This is a genomic window from Nostoc sp., assembly GCF_036916655.1.
Taxonomy (GTDB): Bacteria; Cyanobacteriota; Cyanobacteriia; order Cyanobacteriales; family Nostocaceae; genus Nostoc.
In genome coordinates, this window is the sequence record NZ_JBALFY010000101.1 from 23,311 (window position 1) to 41,900 (window position 18,590).

Genomic DNA, 18,590 nt, shown 5'->3' on the forward strand with positions numbered 1-18,590 from the left:
CCCCCATTTTCTGATTCGGATTTCCCTACTCCCGACACCCGATTTTCAAAGCAAACCTCTGTGTCCCTCTGCGCTTTCCCCTGCGCCCCTCTGCGTTTAAAAATTGAATTAAACCCCCCAATTTATCGGGGGGTTGGGTATTAGGGTCAGATTCTACGCGCTAAAGTATTTTGCTAATGGGTGGTAAGCAATAATCGCAGTGGTAGACTGTTCTGGATAAAGTTGTTCACTTTCATCCATATACAAGTTAATCCTGTCAGTCTGCAATAACTCCAGTTGCTTATACTGATCCTGAATGTTCGGACAAGCTGGATACCCAAAACTATACCGCGAACCTCGATAGCGTTGTGCCAATATATCCCGAATATTATCCGGTTCTTCAGCAACAAAACCTAACTCCCGGCGAATTCTGGCGTGTGTCCATTCAGCTACAGCTTCCGCTACCTGTACCGCCATGCCGTGGAAATACAGATAATCGGTGTATTGATTAGCAGCAAACAGCTTTTGGGCGAACTCTGTGGCAATCTCCCCTACAGTTACCGCCTGCATCGGGAAGACATCAATAATTCCCGACTCCTTCGGTGCAAAGAAATCTGCTATGCACAGCCGCCTTAAAGACTTCTGTCTGGGAAACTCGAAAGTTGTAACCTGTTGTGATTGGTTCTCTGAGTCATATATATGTAGAGAATTCCCCTCGGCTTGACAAGGGAAATATCCATAAATCACTTGGGGATGCAACAAATTCTCTTCAATAATTCGCTGTTTCCAAGTTTCTAAAACTGGGTACACTTTCTCCGCTAAGAAAGCCTGATATTCTTCCTTAGATTGTTCCTTTGGTTTACGGAATTGCCACTGTCCAGCAACTAAAGCTTGTAAATCTAAGTGCCAGAATATTTCCTCGATGGGAATATCACTAGGCTGCAATAACTTCGTTCCCCAGAAAGGCGGTGTGGGACGTTCAATATCTATCGCCACCGCATCAGAACGTCTCGTATCTACTACTTTTGGTTCAGTAGATGTTTCTTCAGCAGTTGTCGCTTTTGGTTCTTTGTTACCATTCGTCGAAACTTCAGCCGTTTCGATTTCGTTCAAAAATCCCTGCAAATCTTGCCAGTTATTAGTTGCCTTTGCTGGCATTAATTTATCCATGAAGTGCAAGTCAGAAAAGGCATCTTTGCCATAAACGACTTTACCTTTGTAGGTATTTTGGCAATCTTCATAGACAAATTTGGGAGTCAGCGCCGCACCACCTAATATCACAGGGACACTAATGCCCTTTTCGTTGAATACCTCCAAGTTCTCTTTCATGAAGGCGGTAGATTTTACCAGCAAACCACTCATGGCAATACAATCAGGTTTGTACTGTTCATAAGCATTGATGATGTTTTCTACTGGCTGCTTAATTCCCAGGTTAATCACCTTGTAACCGTTGTTAGACAAGATGATATCCACTAAGTTTTTACCAATGTCATGGACATCGCCTTTAACTGTGGCAATGATAAAGGTTCCCTTGGCATTGTTACCTGATTCCGATTTTTCCATGAACGGTTCTAGAAACGCCACCGCCGCTTTCATGGTTTCCGCAGATTGTAAGACGAAGGGTAGCTGCATTTGTCCAGAACCGAATAATTCCCCGACAACTTTCATGCCATCTAGCAAGAAGGTGTTGATAATTTCCAACGGGGGATGTTCTTCTAAGGCTTTTTTCAGATGTTCTTCTAAGCCAATGCGTTCGCCGTCGATGATATGGCGTTTGAGACGTTCTGGGATGGGGAGACTTTCATCTAAGGAGCGATCGCGCTTAGTTGTCACCCCAGCAAAGGCTGTGGTAAGCTCTCCCAAGGGATCGTAAACGCAAACATTACCCTCAAACTTCCGCTCATCATAAATCAACTGCCGACAAATTTCTTGATGGCGGGCATCAATCTTCGATAACGGTAAAATTTTGTTAGCGCTAACAATGGCTGCATCCATTCCCGCCGTCGTCGCTTCGTGCAAAAACACTGAGTTCAGCACCATCCGCGAGGCTGGATTTAAACCAAAGGAAATATTGGAAACACCCAAAATTACATGACATCCAGGCAATCCTTCACGAATGCGCCCGATGGATTCAATGGTGGCTTTACCGTTTTCTCGGTCTTCTTCAATCCCGGTGGAAATTGGTAACGCCAGGGTATCAAAGAATATTTCTGTAGGAGGTATGCCAAATTCTACAGCTTGACGGTATGCGCGCTGTGCGATCGCAAACTTTTTGTCTGCTGTCCGCGCCATCCCATCTTCATCGATAGTACCAATGACTACACCAGCACCGTATTTTTTCGCTAACTCCAGCACTTTCAAAAAGCGCGGTTCCCCATCTTCGTAGTTGGTGGAGTTCAGCAAACACTTACCACCGGCAACCTTTAAACCTGCCTCCATTTTTTCCCATTCGGTGGAGTCAAGCATTAAAGGCAGTGTCACATTATTAACAATGCGCGAAACTAATTCGTGCATATCCCGCACGCCGTCACGTCCCACATAATCGACGTTGACATCGAGGATGTGTGCGCCTTCTTTGACTTGCGCCCTCGCCATTGAAACGAGTCCATCCCAATCTTCGGCATTTAGCAAATCGCGGCACTTCTTGGAACCACTGGCGTTGAGACGTTCGCCAACAATCAAGAAGGAATTATCTTGGTCGTAAGGCTGAGTGGTGTAAATTGATGCTGCTGCTGGTTCTAAACTTGGGTGTCTAACTTTTGGCTTCAGGTCTTTAGCAAGTTCTGCCAATTGTTGAATGTGTTCTGGACGCGTCCCACAGCAACCCCCAATCACTTGGACACCCAAATCTTCAACAAAATGCATCAATGACATCCGTAATTCTAACGGTGTCAGGCGGTAGTGCGCTTGACCGCTGACGTTTTCAGGTAAACCCGCGTTGGGAATACAGGAAACGATGAAAGGTGAATGTTCTGATAGATACTTGATATGTGGTTTCATCAAGTCTGGGCCTGTGGCGCAGTTTAGACCGAGAATGTCAATTGGGTAAGGTGCCAAAATTGTCAGCACCGCACTGATTTCGGAACCAACCAACATTGTGCCCATGCTTTCCATTGTCACAGACACCATCAACGGTCTGCGATCGCCCTTCTTAGCAAATACCTCTTCAATACCATTCAGCGCCGCCTTAATTTGCAGTACATCTTGGCAAGTTTCCACCAAAAATAAATCGACACCACCATCCCACAGCGCCTCTGCTTGTTCCGCAAAAGTAGCTTTCATGGTGTCAAAGTCAATATGTCCCAAGGTGGGGAGTTTCGTTGTGGGGCCGATAGAACCAGCCACAAACCGGGGTTTTTCTGGCGTGGAAAATTCCGCAGCCACACGCTTCGCCAATTCTGCGGCTGTCTTGCTGAGGTAATACGCTTGGTCTGCCAAGTCATATTCTGCCAGCACCAGGGACGTACTGCCAAAGGTATCGGTTTCAATGACATCTGCACCAGCAGCGAGAAAGTCGCGGTGAACCTTAGCGACAGCTTCGGGTTTCGTGTGGACTAAGTATTCGTTACAACCTTCATACTGTGCGCCGCCGAAATCTTCAGCAGTCAGGTTTTGGGTTTGTAAGTTGGTTCCCATCGCCCCGTCGAAGACGAGGACTGGGCTATCTGGACTACGCAGGCGTTCAAGGAAAGAATGAGTCATATTTTCCTAGAAGAATTTGGGTTAGTCGTATAATATTCGACTTACTTTATTATTTTCCCAAATTGTGATATTTTTTGCAGCACTTCATAAAGAGCGCCTTAGCGAATGGAATTGCCTGCGGCACACTGCGTGTAGCTTGCTTCTTTGCAGGAGTACGCGGCTACACAAACAAAGCCCACACCGACCTGGGCTAAATGCGTTTTTTAGTGAGACAAAAGTCTGGTTTTGTTTATAATTCCAAAGCCGCTATTAGACAAAAATTCACCTGATTAATTGTCTCAGAGGAAAGAGAACCCAGCTTTCTGAGAATCATAGATTTGTTTAATGTAAAAATTGACTCACAGCGAACTACAGACTCAACTCTAATACCTGCACTGGCAATTTAATCGCCCGTTATTAAGTATTGCGTCACAGTTAAAGGGCGATTAGTGTTGGAAGTACAAGGCACAACCATCAAATCATCAAGAATTTGATTCAATTGATTTGCCGAAATTACAACAGCAGGGCGAACTTTAAACTGTGCCAATCCGGTTGAAGGCATGAGGACTCGACACAACACAACATCACCGCGCTGTAAGCTCATCAGCAAATACTTTGTCGTAAATATCATTTTCAGAGCTTACCCAATCCTGATAAGCCTGAGATTCAACAGCAGGATTAACAGATTTTTCGCCATTCTTGAAAGAAAGAGCTAAATCAAGTAATGGTGATAACTGCTCATCACTCAGTTGTTCAATCAAACTTAGAAGTTCTTGACGAATATTCATGGAATTGCCAACTGCTAACTATATTCAATGTATGACATAAAGTGCCGCAGCTATGCCCTTCGTAGATATCTCAATTATAAAGCGATCGCACTCGTAGTGGCGTGGCAAGGCTAAAATGTTGCAAAAAAATTGTAGGTTGGGAGTTACAATATTAGGGAACTCCAAGAAATAAATTATCCAATATTGTGGGGTGGGCAACATGAGCGCCCAGTCTATAATATGGCGGGCGAGACGCCCACCCCACAAGAGTTAATGGAATATTTTTTTATTTAGAAGTCCCCTATACCTTGCGATATAAGGGAAATGCTATAGCTCTTCAACAAAACCTTTAGCTTTAGTGTTCTTGTCCCGTTGGTCGGATGAGAATTTCGTTGACATTAACGTGCGGTGGTTGGGTCAGTGCATAAACGATCGCAGCTGCAATATCTTCGCTTTGCAGAGGTTGAATTGACTTGCGTCGTTCTTGAATCTGTTGTTTGGCAACAGGATCGGTAATTTGGTTGTCAATTTCCGTATCCACCAAACCAGGTTCGATGATGGTGACGCGAATGTTGTCTTTGTGGACTTCTTGACGCAATGCTTCAGACAGGGCATTAACACCCCATTTGGTAGCATTGTAAACACCAATTCCCGCCCGCGCTGTCCGCCCGGCCACTGAGGAGATATTGACTATATGCCCCGATTTTTGCGCCTTCAACAGAGGCAAAACCGCATGAGTAGCATATAGCAATCCTAATATGTTCAGGTCAAAGGATCGCCGCCAGTCTGAGCTATTTCCAGCTTCAATAGTGCCGAGTAAGGCAATCCCTGCATTGTTAACAAGGATATCAACCCTTCCCAATTCGGCATTTGCCTTGGCCACCAAGTTATTTACCTGGGTTTCATCAGTCACATCTGTGACAATGGGCAATGCCTTGCCGCCACTAGCTTCGATCCGTTCTGCTAACGCCTGAATGCGATCGCCACGTCTAGCCGCGAGTACTACTGCTGCGCCAACTGAAGCCAAAGCGATCGCCGTTGCTTCTCCAATTCCTGCCGATGCACCAGTGATAATTGCTACTTTTCCTTCTAATTTACCTGTCATTTATTTAACTCCTTAATAATTGATAATCAAGCATTGAGCATTGGGCATTAATTATTCTTTCCTCGCTCCTCTGCCCCCCTGCCCCCCTGCTCCTCTGCCCCCCTGCCCGATCCTCAAAACAGATGCAACTGCTGCCACACTCAGTATTATGGCTGCGAAGCGAAAAGTCCCTTGGAACCCTGCAACGATCGCATCAGGAGGGGCAACAGAGACATCTGCACCCGCAGACATGCTAGCGATCAAGGCTCCAAATACTGCTCCGATCAGAGAAACTCCTACGGTGTTTCCTGAGGTGCGTGACAAAGACAGCAACCCAGAAGCAATCCCTAGTCGTTCCCTTGGTACTGATCCCATAACAGTGCTATTGTTAGGCGATTGGAATAAACCCAGTCCAATACCGTAAATAAAATAGCGCGATATATAGCCTAGCTCAGTAATTTGAGCATCAAAGGTGCTGATCCCCAGACAGCCGCCAATCATCAGCCCCAGCCCAATTGAACTGATCAATCTAGCACCAAAGCGGTCTGAAAGTGTTCCAGCCAGGGGGGCAATTAATCCACTCAGTACAGGCGATACGGCTAATAGTAGCCCCACTTTTATCGTCGGATATTGCTTGACTCCCTCTAGAAAGAAAGGGACGATGAGTAACGAACCACCAATGACAGTAAAGGCTAGCCAGCCACTCAGCAAACCCATACTCAACTGAAGATTGCGAAACAAATGCAGTTCTAGTAGTGGCTGCTCTACGATCGCTTCAACTACTAAAAAAGTAATGAAACTTAGAGTTGCGATCGCTAATAATACCAGAGCATTAGTACTGGTAAAGCCCTGGCTTTGCCCTTGCGTCATACCCAACCCAAAACTACCGAGGGTCAATAAAGCCAATATAGCTCCAAAAAAGTCAAATTTCTGTTTGCCCTCAACGCGTTCAGAAGGTGGCACTACGCGAACTATTAAGAAACTAGCGATGATTCCTAGCGGTATATTGATGAAGAATATACTATGCCAGCCTGACAAGCTCAAGAGCAGTCCACCAGCAGAAGGGCCAAAAGCAATTCCTAGTGACACTACACTACCGATGACACCAACAGCCCGACCTCGTTCGGAAGAGGGAAAAACTTCTGTGATGATTGCTAAACCAAGCCCAGATATAAACACAGCACCTAGTCCTTGAAGTGCCCGAAAGCCAATCAACCACTCAATACTAGGTGCAAAACCACACAACAGCGAACTGAAAGTAAACAGAACAAGTCCCCCTTGGTATAAGGATTTCTTGCCCCACATATCCCCCAAACGCGTTGCTCCCAAAACTAAACCGGAACTGACCAACTGGTAACTTAATACAGCCCATTGGGTCGTAGGGAAACTCGTGCCAAAGGCTTGTACTAATGTGGGTAAAGCAACATTAATGATGCCCACATCTAGGGTAGACATGAACACCCCAAGTCCGACACCGAGTAAGACCCAATTTTTTTGAGAGCCAGATAAAGCCAGAGGTTCTGCTTGGAATTGTGCCAATGTTTAGCCTCCGCCTTTGATTTTACGTTTATGAATAGTTTGCATACGTATATTCATTGTAAAGTGATGTCCTTGCTACCAAGTTCAGAAAACTAAAGATCAGTTTGTCCTTGCTGAAGAAAGTATGGATTCAAGAGCCAGGATGACTACTATAGTTTGATTTATTGGGAATTTTGAATTGCTTAGACTGCCTGTGGTTGTTTTAATAACTGCACCTTGGGGGCAACCTCTTGGGCAAATAGTTTCATTGTTCGCCTGATATGTTCATTCGCCAGTCCTGGCAGATGAATCTTGATTCCCAAGCGGTCTATGTGAGTGGCTGCAACATACTCATTAAGTTGTGCGGCAACAGTTTCGGGAGAACCGACGATGTAATTAATGCGCTTCAACATATCTGCTAAGTCTTTTGGCGGCCCTGGGGGGATGCGTCCTTGACGTTGTGCTTCTGTGTATGCTGGTAACTTTTCTCTGAGGCTGAAGAATACTTCGGCTGATGAGGCAACTGTCTTTTGAGCTTCGGCATCTGTTTGGGCAACGTATACTAGCCGAAATCCTCGCAATGCTCCAGTCCCACCGGCTTGTCGATAGATATCGCTATAGATGTTTTGAGCAGATGCTCCTTCCCCTTGTCCGACTAATAGATTGAGACCAAGTTTAGCAGCTAAGACTATGGTTTCGCGATCGCGTACTCCTAACCAAAACAATTTTCCTAACCCTTGGCGGGGTAGTGGTGTAATTTGAGAGCCTTGTCGCTGGGGTGAAAGGTAGTCTAGAACTTCCAGAAGTTGCTCACGAAAGATTCGATGTTTTTCCTCTTGGCTGAAGCCAGTATGTTCCATATCAGCAGGACTTCCGTGGCCTAGTCCAAACATTACTCTGCCATTAGTTAATAAATCCAGCAAAGATACGGATTCTGCAAAACGTAGTGGACTTTCTAAGGTGAGAATTTTAATTGCTGTGCCAAGTTTAATTCGGGTCGTTTCCCCTGCTAGCCTAGCAATGAAGACTTCTGGAACTGGTAATCGACCATAAAAAGGCCGTTCTCTGATAAAATGATGCTCTCCAAAAGAGCAGGATTCAAAACCCAGTGTTTCAGCTAATTGCACATCAGCGATCGTCTGAGCAAAAAATTCCCGGTCTTCAATATTAGGAGTAGCCCACATTTGGTGGAACAGTCCAATCTGCATTATGATTACCCTCTGCAAATAGTTGGGTTTACCCTATTCAGTATTGAGTGCTGAGTCCTGAGCGCATTCCTTCAGCTATATCAACGATAATGTTCCCCATAATCCGATAACTTGATAGAGATACTGTACTTTATGCTAGTTAGCAAACTATCATAGACAACTCTAAGAAGCAAGCTCTAGAGAAAAACCACGTTGCAGAGCGATGTCTACGACGGGCGTAGCTGCGGTATTTTGTTTGAGTAACGATGATAATTCGATAACGATCGCCTGAGCCAATTCTGCCTGATTCTGGCGATCGCTTGACTTTGAAGATAGTTGCTATGAGATTAGGCGATCGCGGCTGATCGAGTGCTAGGATTTCATTAACTCGATTCAGTGGACTCGTCATGAAAATCCAACAAATTCTCGATCGTCAAGAGATTGTTCATACCGATCCAGAAATTATGGGTGGAGTTCCTGTCTTTGTTGGCACACGCGTTCCCTTACAAACCTTTTTTGATTACCTAGAAGGTGAATCAGGTTTAGCTGAGTTTCTGGAAGACTTTCCCCATCTGAAAACACCAGCATTGCAAGTTTTGGAAGCGATCGCAAAGTCTGGCGACAGTGCGTAGGCGTAGCCCGTCGTAGACATCGCTCCTGTAAGCAAACCATTTTGTAGACATGGCTATAATAAAACCAGTATTACTAAGGTAAAACTAACAATGTCCATTACGCTTGATCTGCCACCGAAAGTTGAGGCGCTGCTGCGACAGCGTACTGAAAGTACTGGACAAGATATTTCGCAAATGGCCTTAGCGGTTCTGACTTTAGGGCTGAGTTTGGACGATCAAGATTTTTTTGAAGCTTTAAAGGGAATCCAACGTGGGCTTGATGATTTTAAGCAAGGACAATTTTCGAGTTTAGAGGACTTCATTGCTGAACAAAACCAGAAATATGGTTTGTCTCTTGAAGCATGACGTACCGCATTGATTTCTCCAGCATTGCGAAAGCCGAAGCGGATGCCGCATTCTTAAGTTTTACTCAGTTTACTACAGCCGAGCGTGCCCAACCCTGGTATCAAGGGCTAATTAAAGCAATCGCCTCTCTGCAAGAAATGCCTCGGCGCTGGCAATAGATTTCACAGGTATCGAGAATCAGAGCGGTCGCTCCTTTGAGCAAACTATTTTGTAGAGCGATGGCTACGCCAGCCGCAGGCATCGCACTTTGTTTCAGCTAATAGACATCTCCAGTGTATTTCAATGAAAAATCATTAAATGATGATAGTGAAAAAATTAAATAGGAAGCGATCGCACTTTGTTTCAGCTAATGAATCTTGGGCTTCTATTAATGGAATCCGTGTCATTGTTTTGTGCTTTTACGCGATCGCTCTTGCTGGATTTTACAGATATATAGAATCAGGGCGATCGTACTTTGTTTGAGCTAATGAATATTGGGTTTCCTTACATCAACTTAATCTACGAGGTAGGCGATCATAGTGGTTCAGTAGTTAATTTTTCTTCAGGCTTAAGACAGATTGAACGTCATCACGAAGATGCCTATCAATTTCATCCCATAAAAATTCCTTGCTAATGATAACGTCCATTTCTTTATACTCACCAACTCCTTCACCAATTGTCTGAATCTGAATTGCACTTCCAGTGTCGATAACAGTTCTCCTAATTTCACCCGGATAGAAAATATGTCCTGGAAGAGTGTAGTTAGTTATTGAGTATTTCTCTGGATTAATTTGGGTTCTAATCCAATTGCTAAGAATGACTGTAGGAACATTTGAGAGTGGTCCATCAGTTAACCCAGGAGCTGGAAAAAGAAGCCTCAATTCACACGAACGCAGTGGATCATGCTCTTGCCAAGGCAAGGTTGGAGCAACGAAACGTGCCTGAGAAATCATAGTATCAAACACATTGCTGGATTTTGGACTTTTATTCAAGCTTTTTATAGCAATTGTACCAGAATCATTAACTGCTGCAATTGCTTTGGGAGTGACTCGAAATTCTAACAGGTTTCGTCCAAGGTTTCCTTCAATAACAGTAAACCGAGCAAAGACACCAGATTGCACTTCTGCCCAAGGCGATGGTGATGAATCTTTGGCTGCTGGAAGCACACGCGGTAGCCCATCACCTGTTGGGTCATAAAGCAGATCGGGTAGGCGTTCGGCAGAAATTGTTTGATCAGCAAGGGTTTGGCGTGCTTGTCGTAGTTGCAGTACAAGTTGTCCAGGCGCTCCAGATTGTGTGAGCAGGTCATTGAAGGAAGGGATACCAGGAACTAAGCGGTATTGGTTGTAGGTATTCTCAATCTGTTGCAGGTAGTCCCCTTCTAGTCCTTTTTCATACTCAGGAATCAGCTTGTGAATTAAAGCTTGATCTTGTGACGGCCATTGTTTCAATGGTAGGCCTGCCTGAATCCGCCAAGCATTTGCATTCAGTGTAGTAGGGGCAATGTTTTGCAGAGTACCACGGGATAGCAAAGCACCGATTGCAGGTGCTTGTTTTCCTTTCAAGGGAGCAAGTTTATAGGATAGCCCTCGCCCTGGCGCATGAATAGAAAATTGGGTGCAATAAGCTATGACATCAAGATTGTAATCCCCCGGTGGTAAAGGCGTTTTTAGGTCTTCAGCAGAAGTAATCGTTAATTTCTGTGGGTGGAAATCTTTGACTTGATCAGAAACATCTGGATAGGCAGTATTTTGGTCTAGTAGTAACGGTGAACCAACACCAACTGATTCCCCAATCTCTTTAATAACGGCATTTTTAGCTATCTCTAAAGGATTTCCACCAGGTATACCAGGAATTGAAATAGGAATTTTGGGCAGATCGAACCAACCCGCAATTTTCTGTTCGTCCTTCTGAGAAGTGCTAGAATCATCCGAAGCTAGGACAGTAGTACTCGGCGGTACGGCGGCATTAACGATTTCGTCTTTGTTCAAAAAGCTATAACAACTGTTTGAGTTAAAGCTAAGAACGCCACAGAGCAAAACAGAGACAATCCTTCGCAGAAAAACAACATTTGTAACAAATAGAAAAGTAATGATACCAATAAAAATCAAACGGAGCGATCGCATATTGAAGCTTTAATAGACTGAATAATATCCAAAGTGACAATACAATGCTCCTTTAGATTTAATCCAGTGATTTTACATATCTTAATTAGATGTGCTTTTTTTACCTGACATTAACCATATCATTGCTGAGTGCATAGCAGCTTTCGTAGGGTGGGTTAACGAAATAACAAAATTGCTCCAATTTGAGTGGCGATCGCCACTCTCCTAGCTACTGTCTTGAAAGCGATCGCCGAAATAGTGCGATCGCACTCGGATGCTTCATTCTGACGGTAGAATGAGAAAGACACTTTAAGTGTTTCAAACATGGTTATCAATCTGAATGTATCGCAATCTCAACCAGAAGGTAACACTCCTAATAGAAACCCTCAAAAATGGTCAGTTTGCCGCATCTATTTTTGAGTTCCCCAACTTTATTGTCGTTGCACAAACACGGGAAGAAGCGATCGCCCAACTGCAAGCCACCTTTTTAGAACGACTCAGCCACATCGAAGCTATTTCCTGGAATGTGCCACTTTCTGTTTCACCACCTACCTGGCTACAATTTGTTGGTGTCTTTCAAGACAATGGAATCTCATCAAACATTGTAGTGCAATCGCCAAAATAGCAATTGCTGTCTCAATATCTATTTTGGCGACTCCCGAAATAGCTTTTGCGATGCCTGCGGGGACTGCGCCTACGCTGATCTTGGAAGTTGGGTTGAGAGTGTTGTGAGTCTCTGGAAGATTCAAATTAAAACTTAATACTGAATCAGCTAACTGCTCTAACAGGAGCAAAATTTGGCGGACAAAGGTTTCTAAGTGCGGGAGTGTAATGCTTGGTAAACTGCTTCAGGATTCCCAGCGATCGCCTTAAGATAGGCTTGTGCTGTCTGGTCAGGTTCACTGCGTCCCTGTTCCCAATCCCGTAGAGTGCTAAGGGGGATATGGTAACGCGCTGCAAATTCCTCCTGCGTCAGTTGCAAGGCGCGGCGCATTGTCTTGACACGAGGAACACGGCGAGCCTTTTGTATCTGTGCTTCCGTCATAGGAATAGCATCAGGGTCGCTGAATGCAGCAGCTACAACTTCTTCTTCCGTCATGGGACGCATAGGCTGTCGGGAAATGGAGCGTTCACTACCATCCGGTAATATTTCAACCACCGTCCCGTCCTTATGCATTCTGGCGATAGTAGTTTTCTCTCTCATGTTTTGTTGCTCTGCGCGCCGATATTAACCGGATAAGGTCACTACGTTCAGTGTAGGTTACGTGGAGGATTATCCCATTATATATGCCGATAAGGTTTATCCGTTCTTCGCCGTAATCCATGCGGTCATCCACTCTCTCAACGGCGAAAGGGTCACGAAACGCTCCAATCGCCTCTTCAAATGAAACACCATGCTTTTGCCAATTGACAACCGCCTTGTCCTTGTCCCATTCAAAATTATCTGCATTCTGCATCATGTACGGAATACCAGTAGTTCTGTCAACTGTCTACTGTAACTAGAGTTTGACTAATGTATGACGAAATCACCCAGGAAGACTGAGTTGACAAGCCACACACCTCAAAGGACGGTGGGAGATAAAAATATGCTTTATTTACTTGATATCAACCGTATCATCGCCGAGTGCATTGCAGTCAATCGCCGCACAATCTGATCGATCTCCAAATCTAATATGCTGTAATCAATGACTGCCTGACGAATCGGTGTATGTCCTTGATTCACAGCTAACTCTTCTATCCGGGCTGTACGCAGTGCTTGCAGGTGCGGTTGGATTTTTTGCAGCGTTTCTTCCAAGTCAGGTAAGGGCGGTGGGGAAATTTCTTGCTGTATTGCATCAGCTAACTGCTCTAACATTATCGAAACTTGGCGAACAAAGGTTTCTAATTCTGGGAGTGGTACTGTTCCTCGAAAATGTTCGAGATGTACTGCCAAAACTGTGACAGCGTTAGTAAAACGTCCTATGTACAGCAGCAGCGTCATCACTGGTTCTACTAATTCTTTGTGCATTTTCGGTTCGCGTAGCAATCCTTGAAAGGAAGCTTGGGCATTGCCAATTGCCAGTCCAGTTTGTCGCCGTTGACTGATAATGGTAGAGTCACGCTCCTTTGTACCCTGGTAAACAGCCATCACATCGCTAAAGTATTTGTGACATTCTCGTAGCGCTGTGGCAAGTTGACTGGGTAAGCGATCGCGTTCCCAATTGGGCCAGATAAAATAATGACTTGCAAAAGCCAGTCCCGCGCCAATTAATGTATTTAATACCCGAAAGCTTGCAAATTGCCAACCAATGGGATGCCCAATATCGATAATCAGTAAGACAAATATTGATAAGAAAACTACTGAATACCCATAGTTGAAACGGATCAGGGAAATGCCAAAAAATACTGTCAGCAAAATGATTATGTCTAATACAACCTTACTCGTAACGGTTGCAAGTATGACAGCAGCTAAGATAGCTCCCAAGATAGTCCCGCCAACTCGCTGAAAAAACCTCTGGAAAGTTGCACCCAAGTTCGGTTTAAGGACTAGCATGATTGTCAGTGTTACCCAATACCCCATTGGTAAATTGGTAACGCTGTATAATATTACGCCTACAGCCAGACTTACACCAATGCGAAGAGCATGACGAAAGATTGCTGAGTCTAAGGTGAGGTTTTCTTTGAGTAAGCTTAAGAGCGATCGCTGTTCGTCTTCAACTACAAGAAGTCGATCTACATCTCTGCGACTACTAATTTTACTACGATCTTCCAGAGATTTAGCTGTCTGAGCCGTGTATTGCAATTGCTTGATCAGCTTTTCAATCGTTAGCACCAGGTTACTGAGAGCAACGAGAGTTGTGTAGTCTGTCTCACTCCCAGCAATTGCTTTTCTTTGCAGACTTTCTTGTTCCTTCAGTGCATCCATGAGGCGCTGAAGATTTCCGAGATCGACGCTAGCAGACTTGCGAGATATAACTTTCGCTATAGCTTGAAGAATGACTGATATTTCTGGGAGGGCATCGTCTACTAACTGCTGGACTGCGTGATATTGCTGATTTTGGAAGTGAGTTTCTAGTAACTCTGTTAAGGCAATCACTGAACCAAGCAAGCGATCGCCATCTTGAATTAGCACCAAAAACTGCTCATTTATCCAACATCGAGCCGGCTGTCCAATCCGTAATGTCCCTAAAGTAGTGCGTGCTGTCTCTAATGCCTTTCTAATTTCGAGAATACTTTCAGGTGTTGCCACTTTATCTACAAATTTTTGAATGTAGTTAGCGATCGCATTTAAGCAATCAGCTAAAGCTACCCTTAGTGGATCGTAAGGTCTAAAGGGCCACATTACTAAGGAAAGTAGCATCGCCCATCCACCTGCAATTAGACATAATAGCGATCGCATCAGTGCAGTTTCTAAGTCCCCTGGTTGTGCGATCGTGGTAATAAATGATATCCCTACCACCAGACCGACATTTGCACCAGCATTACCATAGAGCGACGCAAAACCTGAAGCAAGTCCCCAAATAAACGTCAGCACCACAGCTAGTAATGGAACTTTAGCGACTAGAGTCCCCACAAATACTGAAACAGCTATTCCCATAGTCGCCTGTGCCATCGCCTTAGCTTTAATTTGATAAGGGCCACCAACATTTGCTAAGTTAACAAAATAAGCCATTAAACCAACCAATAATCCGCTTTCTCTTTGGTCGATCAGTTGCCCAATTAGCATGGGAACCCCCAACCCTAACACTGCTCGCAAGCCATTGGATATTGCTGGTTTTCCCGGCTCTGACTGGATCAGAAACTTGAGGAAATTACTTCGATTCAACAGCATTGTTTTTGTTAATAAAACAAAATTTTTATAAGAAGAATTCAGAACTCAAGAGCGGAGCCGGAGACGCTCCGCCTCCGGTCAGAATTCATACTGAATTCTGTACGAGTGGGTAATGAATATTGGTTAAAACCACGTAATAGGTGGGCGAAAAAAATTAAAATATTCTCGCCTGAAAACTCTATCCCTTTATGGGTAGAGTATTCTGAATTCTGAATTCTGACTCCTGTTTTATCTCAATTTTCTTAATATTCTGATATATTCAGGTTTATTCTAATTCATCGTGTGCAGTAAAAGCTTTTCCAAAAACTGAATATTAGGATGCATATTTTGCCGCTTTATAATTCATCCTTAATTATTCGTTAATTAGATTTCAGGAGGAGAAGAGTTTTCCCCTCCGCACTCCGCCCCTCTGCCTCTTTTCAATGCCCAATGCCCAATTCAATCACGCAATACATAGCCAACACCACTCACAGTTTGAATGAGGGATTTTTCGTTATTGGCTTCAAGTTTCAGGCGCAGGTAGCGAATGTAAGCTTCTATAATATTGGCATCGCCGATGAAGTCATAACCCCAGACTTGCTCTAAAATGCGATCGCAGGTAATTACCTGTCGCGGATGGGCTAATAAATATTCTAGTAAATCAAATTCCTTAGCAGTTAACTCAATTAACCGCTGATTTCGGTATACTTCTCGCGTGCGACGATTTAAACTCAGGTCTTCAAATTCTAAAACATCTGTGGCATCTGCTTGGTAGCTTCTTCGGAGGTGAGTGCCCACTCTAGCTAATAATTCATCAACGCTGAAGGGTTTAACGAGGTAATCATCAGCACCAGCATCTAAGCCTGCAATGCGATCGCTCACTTCATCTTTGACGGTTAATAAAATTATTGGCACTTTATCAATAATATTTCGCAAGGGGCGATAAATTTCCAACCCCGACAAACCAGGCAACATCCAATCTAAAATTACTAAATCCAGATGTAACTCACGCGCTGCGGTGAGTGCAGTTAATCCATCGTAGGCAATACTGACTTGATAGCCTTCATAATTCAATTCCAATTCGACAAATCGTGCCAGTTTGACCTCATCTTCAACCAGTAAGATGTGCGTCATGATAATGTTAATGATTTCAGCAGGGTACGGTAAGCAATAATACGGTCTGGAAACACTGTCTTCGAGGTGTCAGCTACTTACAGCTATTTTCAAGGTAAATAGACCACGCGGTAAGGGCACAGCATTGCTGTGCCCTTACGACAGATGTAGTTCAAATACATGAAAACTGCTGTAATAGCCAAACATCTAATTAGGTGTACGTTAGCTTAGTATAAACCTGAGTAAGTAACAACCGTAAGTCTGCAATTAGCGATCGCTGCTCGATCAAAGAACGATACAACAACCGATTAACAATAGGCTGTGACATCTTCACCGCATTCATCGGCAAGATAACAGAGCGCTTTAAAACGCAAACCAACCACTTCTTCGTATAGAGGATTTAATTTACACATCGGTGGAATATGCAATAGCTTCCGACCAAACAGCGTGATATCTCGCTCAAAAGGACACTGGGCAGGAATAGCTTTGCACAGAAAATGAGCCACTTGGGAGTGATGAATTTCTATAGTTTCCAACCACTCGCGGACTGGGTGCAGTAGATCATTGTGTAACTGGATTTGAATAAAGTTTGTCATAATTTTTCACCTTGATAATTTCAAACTAGATTGAGTTTGTTATATTTGAACCTCTATAAATATATACGCTTAGGTTCTGTAGTTTTATGCACTATTTTTTGCTTGCCACGCTACTACAAAAGCCCAGTATTACAAACAATTCAGAACCGCTATAGTTAACTTGTACTGTTAAACAAATTCTTGGAGGCGCAGCTAAACTCACCCTAAAAAAGCATCCAGCTTTAGGGAAGCTGCGAAAACTAATGACTAATGACTTTTTCAGTAATAAAAAGCTACTTTTTGACCGATGGGCACCAAGTTACGATTGGCTCTTTCCTTCAGTGTTTTATCGAGCCGTTCACAAACGCTTACTGGAGTACATCGAATTACCAGAGCCAGCAAATGTACTTGATATCGGCTGTGGTACTGGCCGCTTACTTGAGCGGCTTGCTACTCAGTTTCCCGACTTGCAAGCTACTGGATTGGATTTGTCTGCTAATATGTTGCGGGTAGCAAGACAGAGTAACCGCCACCGTCCACGTTTAATTTATATTGAGGGAAAAGCTGAGTCTCTTCCCTTTGGTGATAGTCAGTTTGATGCTGTTTTTAGCACTATCAGCTTCTTGCACTATTTGGAACCAAAACAGGTGCTTAGTGAGATAGCACGGGTACTTTCTCCTGGTGGACGCTTTTATTTAGTTGACATTACTTCTAAAAAAGAAACAGAACCTCAATTATTGCCAGTTTCTCCCCGTGGAATTAGACTCTACAGCCCTAATCAACGTCAACTTCTTGGCTCCTCTGCTGGGCTATTGTGTTTGAATCACCATTATTTACTAGGGCCTGTCTTGCTAACAATTTTTGCGAAACCCCCGATTTGAAAATGGGGAATGAGGGAGAGTAAGTAGGTCGGCGTAAATAATTATCGTTGGGATAAGGCAGGGAGCAGGGGGCAGGGGGCAGGGGGCAGGGGAAGAAAGGGTTTGAGCCTTGTTTACTTTTATTCACACAGTTTGGTTTTATTAGACCGACTTACTTAGAGGGTCGGGAACATCTTGTATCAAGCCTTATTCTACATATCTTAAAATTACGAATTACAAATTACGAATTACGAATTACGAATTAGCCTGACCTTGATACTTCATAAACACCACAGGAACTCTGAGCAGCTTTTTAGCTAGTTGCGAGAATCTAAATTTTCCCTGGAGCGTAGATAATCCTCTTGTCTTGGGAAATTGTGGCAAGTCTTCAAAAGATATTGGCACAAAGTCAAAGCGACTGTAAAACTCTGCTAGTCGCTGACCTAAACATTCCAGATAAAGTGGTTGCGTTGCTGTATTAATCAAATGCTGCGTTAAGAAAGTACCTAAACCCTGACCTCTCCAAGCTGATGCAACAACCAAACTACCAAGTTCTTGCGCCCCTGAAAAGTTACGTAGCTGTCCACAAGCTATAAGATTCTCATGGCATTCAATTATCCAAAATTGTTGCCAATTTAATTGAGTTGGGTCGAGTTTTGCTGAGAATACCAGCAATCGAATTGACCACTGATCGGCAGAGGTTGCCTTACGAAGGACACATCCAGATGGTAACGACAGATTGCTCTGGTTCATTAATTATACTTTGATAGTTGGGATCGCAATCATCACATCATATTATTAACTTTATTTACTTAGAGAATGTTGTAAAGGGGGCTGGGGATTAGGGATTGGGGACTGGGTGTAGAATCGAAAAATTATGGTGCTTGCTCTTACCCAGCACCAAATAAAAAAAACAATACTTACGATAGAGAAAAGAATCAGCCATAACTAGATTTTGGATAGATGCACTCACAC

At 43.8% G+C, this 18,590-nt stretch carries 20 protein-coding genes and 1 pseudogene; 6 read left to right on the plus strand and 15 right to left on the minus strand.

Annotation, left to right across the window (positions count from 1 at the left end; all coding sequences use genetic code 11):
* Positions 1 to 153 precede the first annotated feature (153 nt).
* From metH to V7L31_RS27450, 7 genes and pseudogenes are all read right to left on the minus strand, one after another.
* Entirely contained in the window at positions 154 to 3,681 is a 3,528-nt protein-coding gene (gene metH, locus V7L31_RS27420; RefSeq protein ID WP_334699167.1) for a methionine synthase, read from the minus strand.
* A 229-nt stretch (positions 3,682 to 3,910) separates the two neighbouring features.
* Positions 3,911 to 4,291, minus strand: a pseudogene (locus tag V7L31_RS27425) (type II toxin-antitoxin system PemK/MazF family toxin).
* Positions 4,245 to 4,448, minus strand: a complete 204-nt coding sequence (locus tag V7L31_RS27430; protein ID WP_334699168.1) for a hypothetical protein — start codon at positions 4,446 to 4,448, stop codon at positions 4,245 to 4,247. Before V7L31_RS27430 ends, V7L31_RS27425 begins: the two are co-directional and overlap by 47 nt.
* A gap of 334 nt (positions 4,449 to 4,782) precedes the next feature.
* Positions 4,783 to 5,532 (minus strand): SDR family NAD(P)-dependent oxidoreductase, encoded by a 750-nt coding sequence (locus V7L31_RS27435; protein WP_334699169.1) that lies wholly within the window; start codon positions 5,530 to 5,532, stop codon positions 4,783 to 4,785.
* 51 nt (positions 5,533 to 5,583) lie between these two features.
* On the minus strand, positions 5,584 to 7,050 hold the full coding sequence (locus V7L31_RS27440) for a DHA2 family efflux MFS transporter permease subunit (RefSeq protein ID WP_334699170.1): 1,467 nt from the start codon (positions 7,048 to 7,050) through the stop codon (positions 5,584 to 5,586).
* A gap of 182 nt (positions 7,051 to 7,232) precedes the next feature.
* Positions 7,233 to 8,237, minus strand: coding sequence for an LLM class flavin-dependent oxidoreductase (locus V7L31_RS27445; RefSeq protein ID WP_334699171.1), 1,005 nt, complete (start codon positions 8,235 to 8,237; stop codon positions 7,233 to 7,235).
* Between the two features lie 139 nt (positions 8,238 to 8,376).
* The gene (locus V7L31_RS27450) at positions 8,377 to 8,625 is read right to left on the minus strand and encodes a hypothetical protein (protein ID WP_334699172.1); all 249 of its coding nucleotides are present in this window, start codon (positions 8,623 to 8,625) and stop codon (positions 8,377 to 8,379) included.
* Here V7L31_RS27450 and V7L31_RS27455 point away from each other — a divergent pair.
* From V7L31_RS27455 to V7L31_RS27470, 4 genes are all read left to right on the plus strand, one after another.
* Positions 8,624 to 8,848, plus strand: a complete 225-nt coding sequence (locus V7L31_RS27455; protein WP_334699173.1) for a DUF433 domain-containing protein — start codon at positions 8,624 to 8,626, stop codon at positions 8,846 to 8,848. The two genes, V7L31_RS27450 and V7L31_RS27455, sit on opposite strands and share 2 nt — an antisense overlap.
* A 90-nt stretch (positions 8,849 to 8,938) precedes the next feature.
* Positions 8,939 to 9,193, plus strand: coding sequence for a hypothetical protein (locus tag V7L31_RS27460; RefSeq protein WP_334699174.1), 255 nt, complete (start codon positions 8,939 to 8,941; stop codon positions 9,191 to 9,193).
* A complete protein-coding gene (locus tag V7L31_RS27465; protein ID WP_334699175.1) occupies positions 9,190 to 9,351 on the plus strand; it encodes a hypothetical protein in 162 nt (53 codons plus the stop codon). The genes V7L31_RS27460 and V7L31_RS27465 overlap by 4 nt, the downstream gene beginning before the upstream one ends.
* Positions 9,352 to 9,490: 139 nt before the next feature.
* A complete protein-coding gene (locus V7L31_RS27470; RefSeq protein ID WP_334699176.1) occupies positions 9,491 to 9,655 on the plus strand; it encodes a hypothetical protein in 165 nt (54 codons plus the stop codon).
* A gap of 68 nt (positions 9,656 to 9,723) precedes the next feature.
* On the opposite strand, the gene V7L31_RS27475 is transcribed toward V7L31_RS27470, so the two are convergent.
* Together V7L31_RS27475 and V7L31_RS27480 are read right to left on the minus strand one after the other, a co-directional pair.
* Positions 9,724 to 11,163, minus strand: a complete 1,440-nt coding sequence (locus tag V7L31_RS27475) for a hypothetical protein (RefSeq protein WP_334699177.1) — start codon at positions 11,161 to 11,163, stop codon at positions 9,724 to 9,726.
* A 290-nt stretch (positions 11,164 to 11,453) separates the two neighbouring features.
* A complete protein-coding gene (locus V7L31_RS27480) occupies positions 11,454 to 11,603 on the minus strand; it encodes a hypothetical protein (protein ID WP_334699178.1) in 150 nt (49 codons plus the stop codon).
* Positions 11,604 to 11,617: 14 nt separating this feature from the next.
* Between V7L31_RS27480 and V7L31_RS27485 the strand changes: the two genes are divergently transcribed.
* Entirely contained in the window at positions 11,618 to 11,902 is a 285-nt protein-coding gene (locus tag V7L31_RS27485; protein ID WP_334699179.1) for a hypothetical protein, read from the plus strand.
* A 189-nt stretch (positions 11,903 to 12,091) separates the two neighbouring features.
* On the opposite strand, the gene V7L31_RS27490 is transcribed toward V7L31_RS27485, so the two are convergent.
* From V7L31_RS27490 to V7L31_RS27510, 5 genes are all read right to left on the minus strand, one after another.
* On the minus strand, positions 12,092 to 12,481 hold the full coding sequence (locus V7L31_RS27490) for a helix-turn-helix domain-containing protein (RefSeq protein ID WP_334699180.1): 390 nt from the start codon (positions 12,479 to 12,481) through the stop codon (positions 12,092 to 12,094).
* On the minus strand, positions 12,447 to 12,737 hold the full coding sequence (locus tag V7L31_RS27495) for a BrnT family toxin (RefSeq protein WP_334699181.1): 291 nt from the start codon (positions 12,735 to 12,737) through the stop codon (positions 12,447 to 12,449). Before V7L31_RS27495 ends, V7L31_RS27490 begins: the two co-directional genes overlap by 35 nt.
* 131 nt (positions 12,738 to 12,868) lie before the next feature.
* Positions 12,869 to 15,088 carry an FUSC family protein gene (locus V7L31_RS27500; protein WP_334699182.1) on the minus strand — a complete coding sequence of 740 codons (2,220 nt, stop codon included), beginning with the start codon at positions 15,086 to 15,088 and terminating at the stop codon, positions 12,869 to 12,871.
* 438 nt (positions 15,089 to 15,526) lie between these two features.
* The gene (locus tag V7L31_RS27505) at positions 15,527 to 16,201 is read right to left on the minus strand and encodes a response regulator transcription factor (RefSeq protein WP_334699183.1); all 675 of its coding nucleotides are present in this window, start codon (positions 16,199 to 16,201) and stop codon (positions 15,527 to 15,529) included.
* A gap of 287 nt (positions 16,202 to 16,488) precedes the next feature.
* Positions 16,489 to 16,776, minus strand: a complete 288-nt coding sequence (locus V7L31_RS27510) for a Mo-dependent nitrogenase C-terminal domain-containing protein (protein WP_334699184.1) — start codon at positions 16,774 to 16,776, stop codon at positions 16,489 to 16,491.
* Positions 16,777 to 17,018: 242 nt separating this feature from the next.
* Here V7L31_RS27510 and V7L31_RS27515 point away from each other — a divergent pair, with 242 nt between their 5' ends.
* Positions 17,019 to 17,636, plus strand: coding sequence for a class I SAM-dependent methyltransferase (locus tag V7L31_RS27515; protein WP_334699185.1), 618 nt, complete (start codon positions 17,019 to 17,021; stop codon positions 17,634 to 17,636).
* A 234-nt stretch (positions 17,637 to 17,870) separates the two neighbouring features.
* Here V7L31_RS27515 and V7L31_RS27520 read toward each other — a convergent pair whose 3' ends face one another.
* Positions 17,871 to 18,368, minus strand: coding sequence for a GNAT family N-acetyltransferase (locus V7L31_RS27520; protein WP_334699186.1), 498 nt, complete (start codon positions 18,366 to 18,368; stop codon positions 17,871 to 17,873).
* Positions 18,369 to 18,590 lie beyond the last annotated feature (222 nt).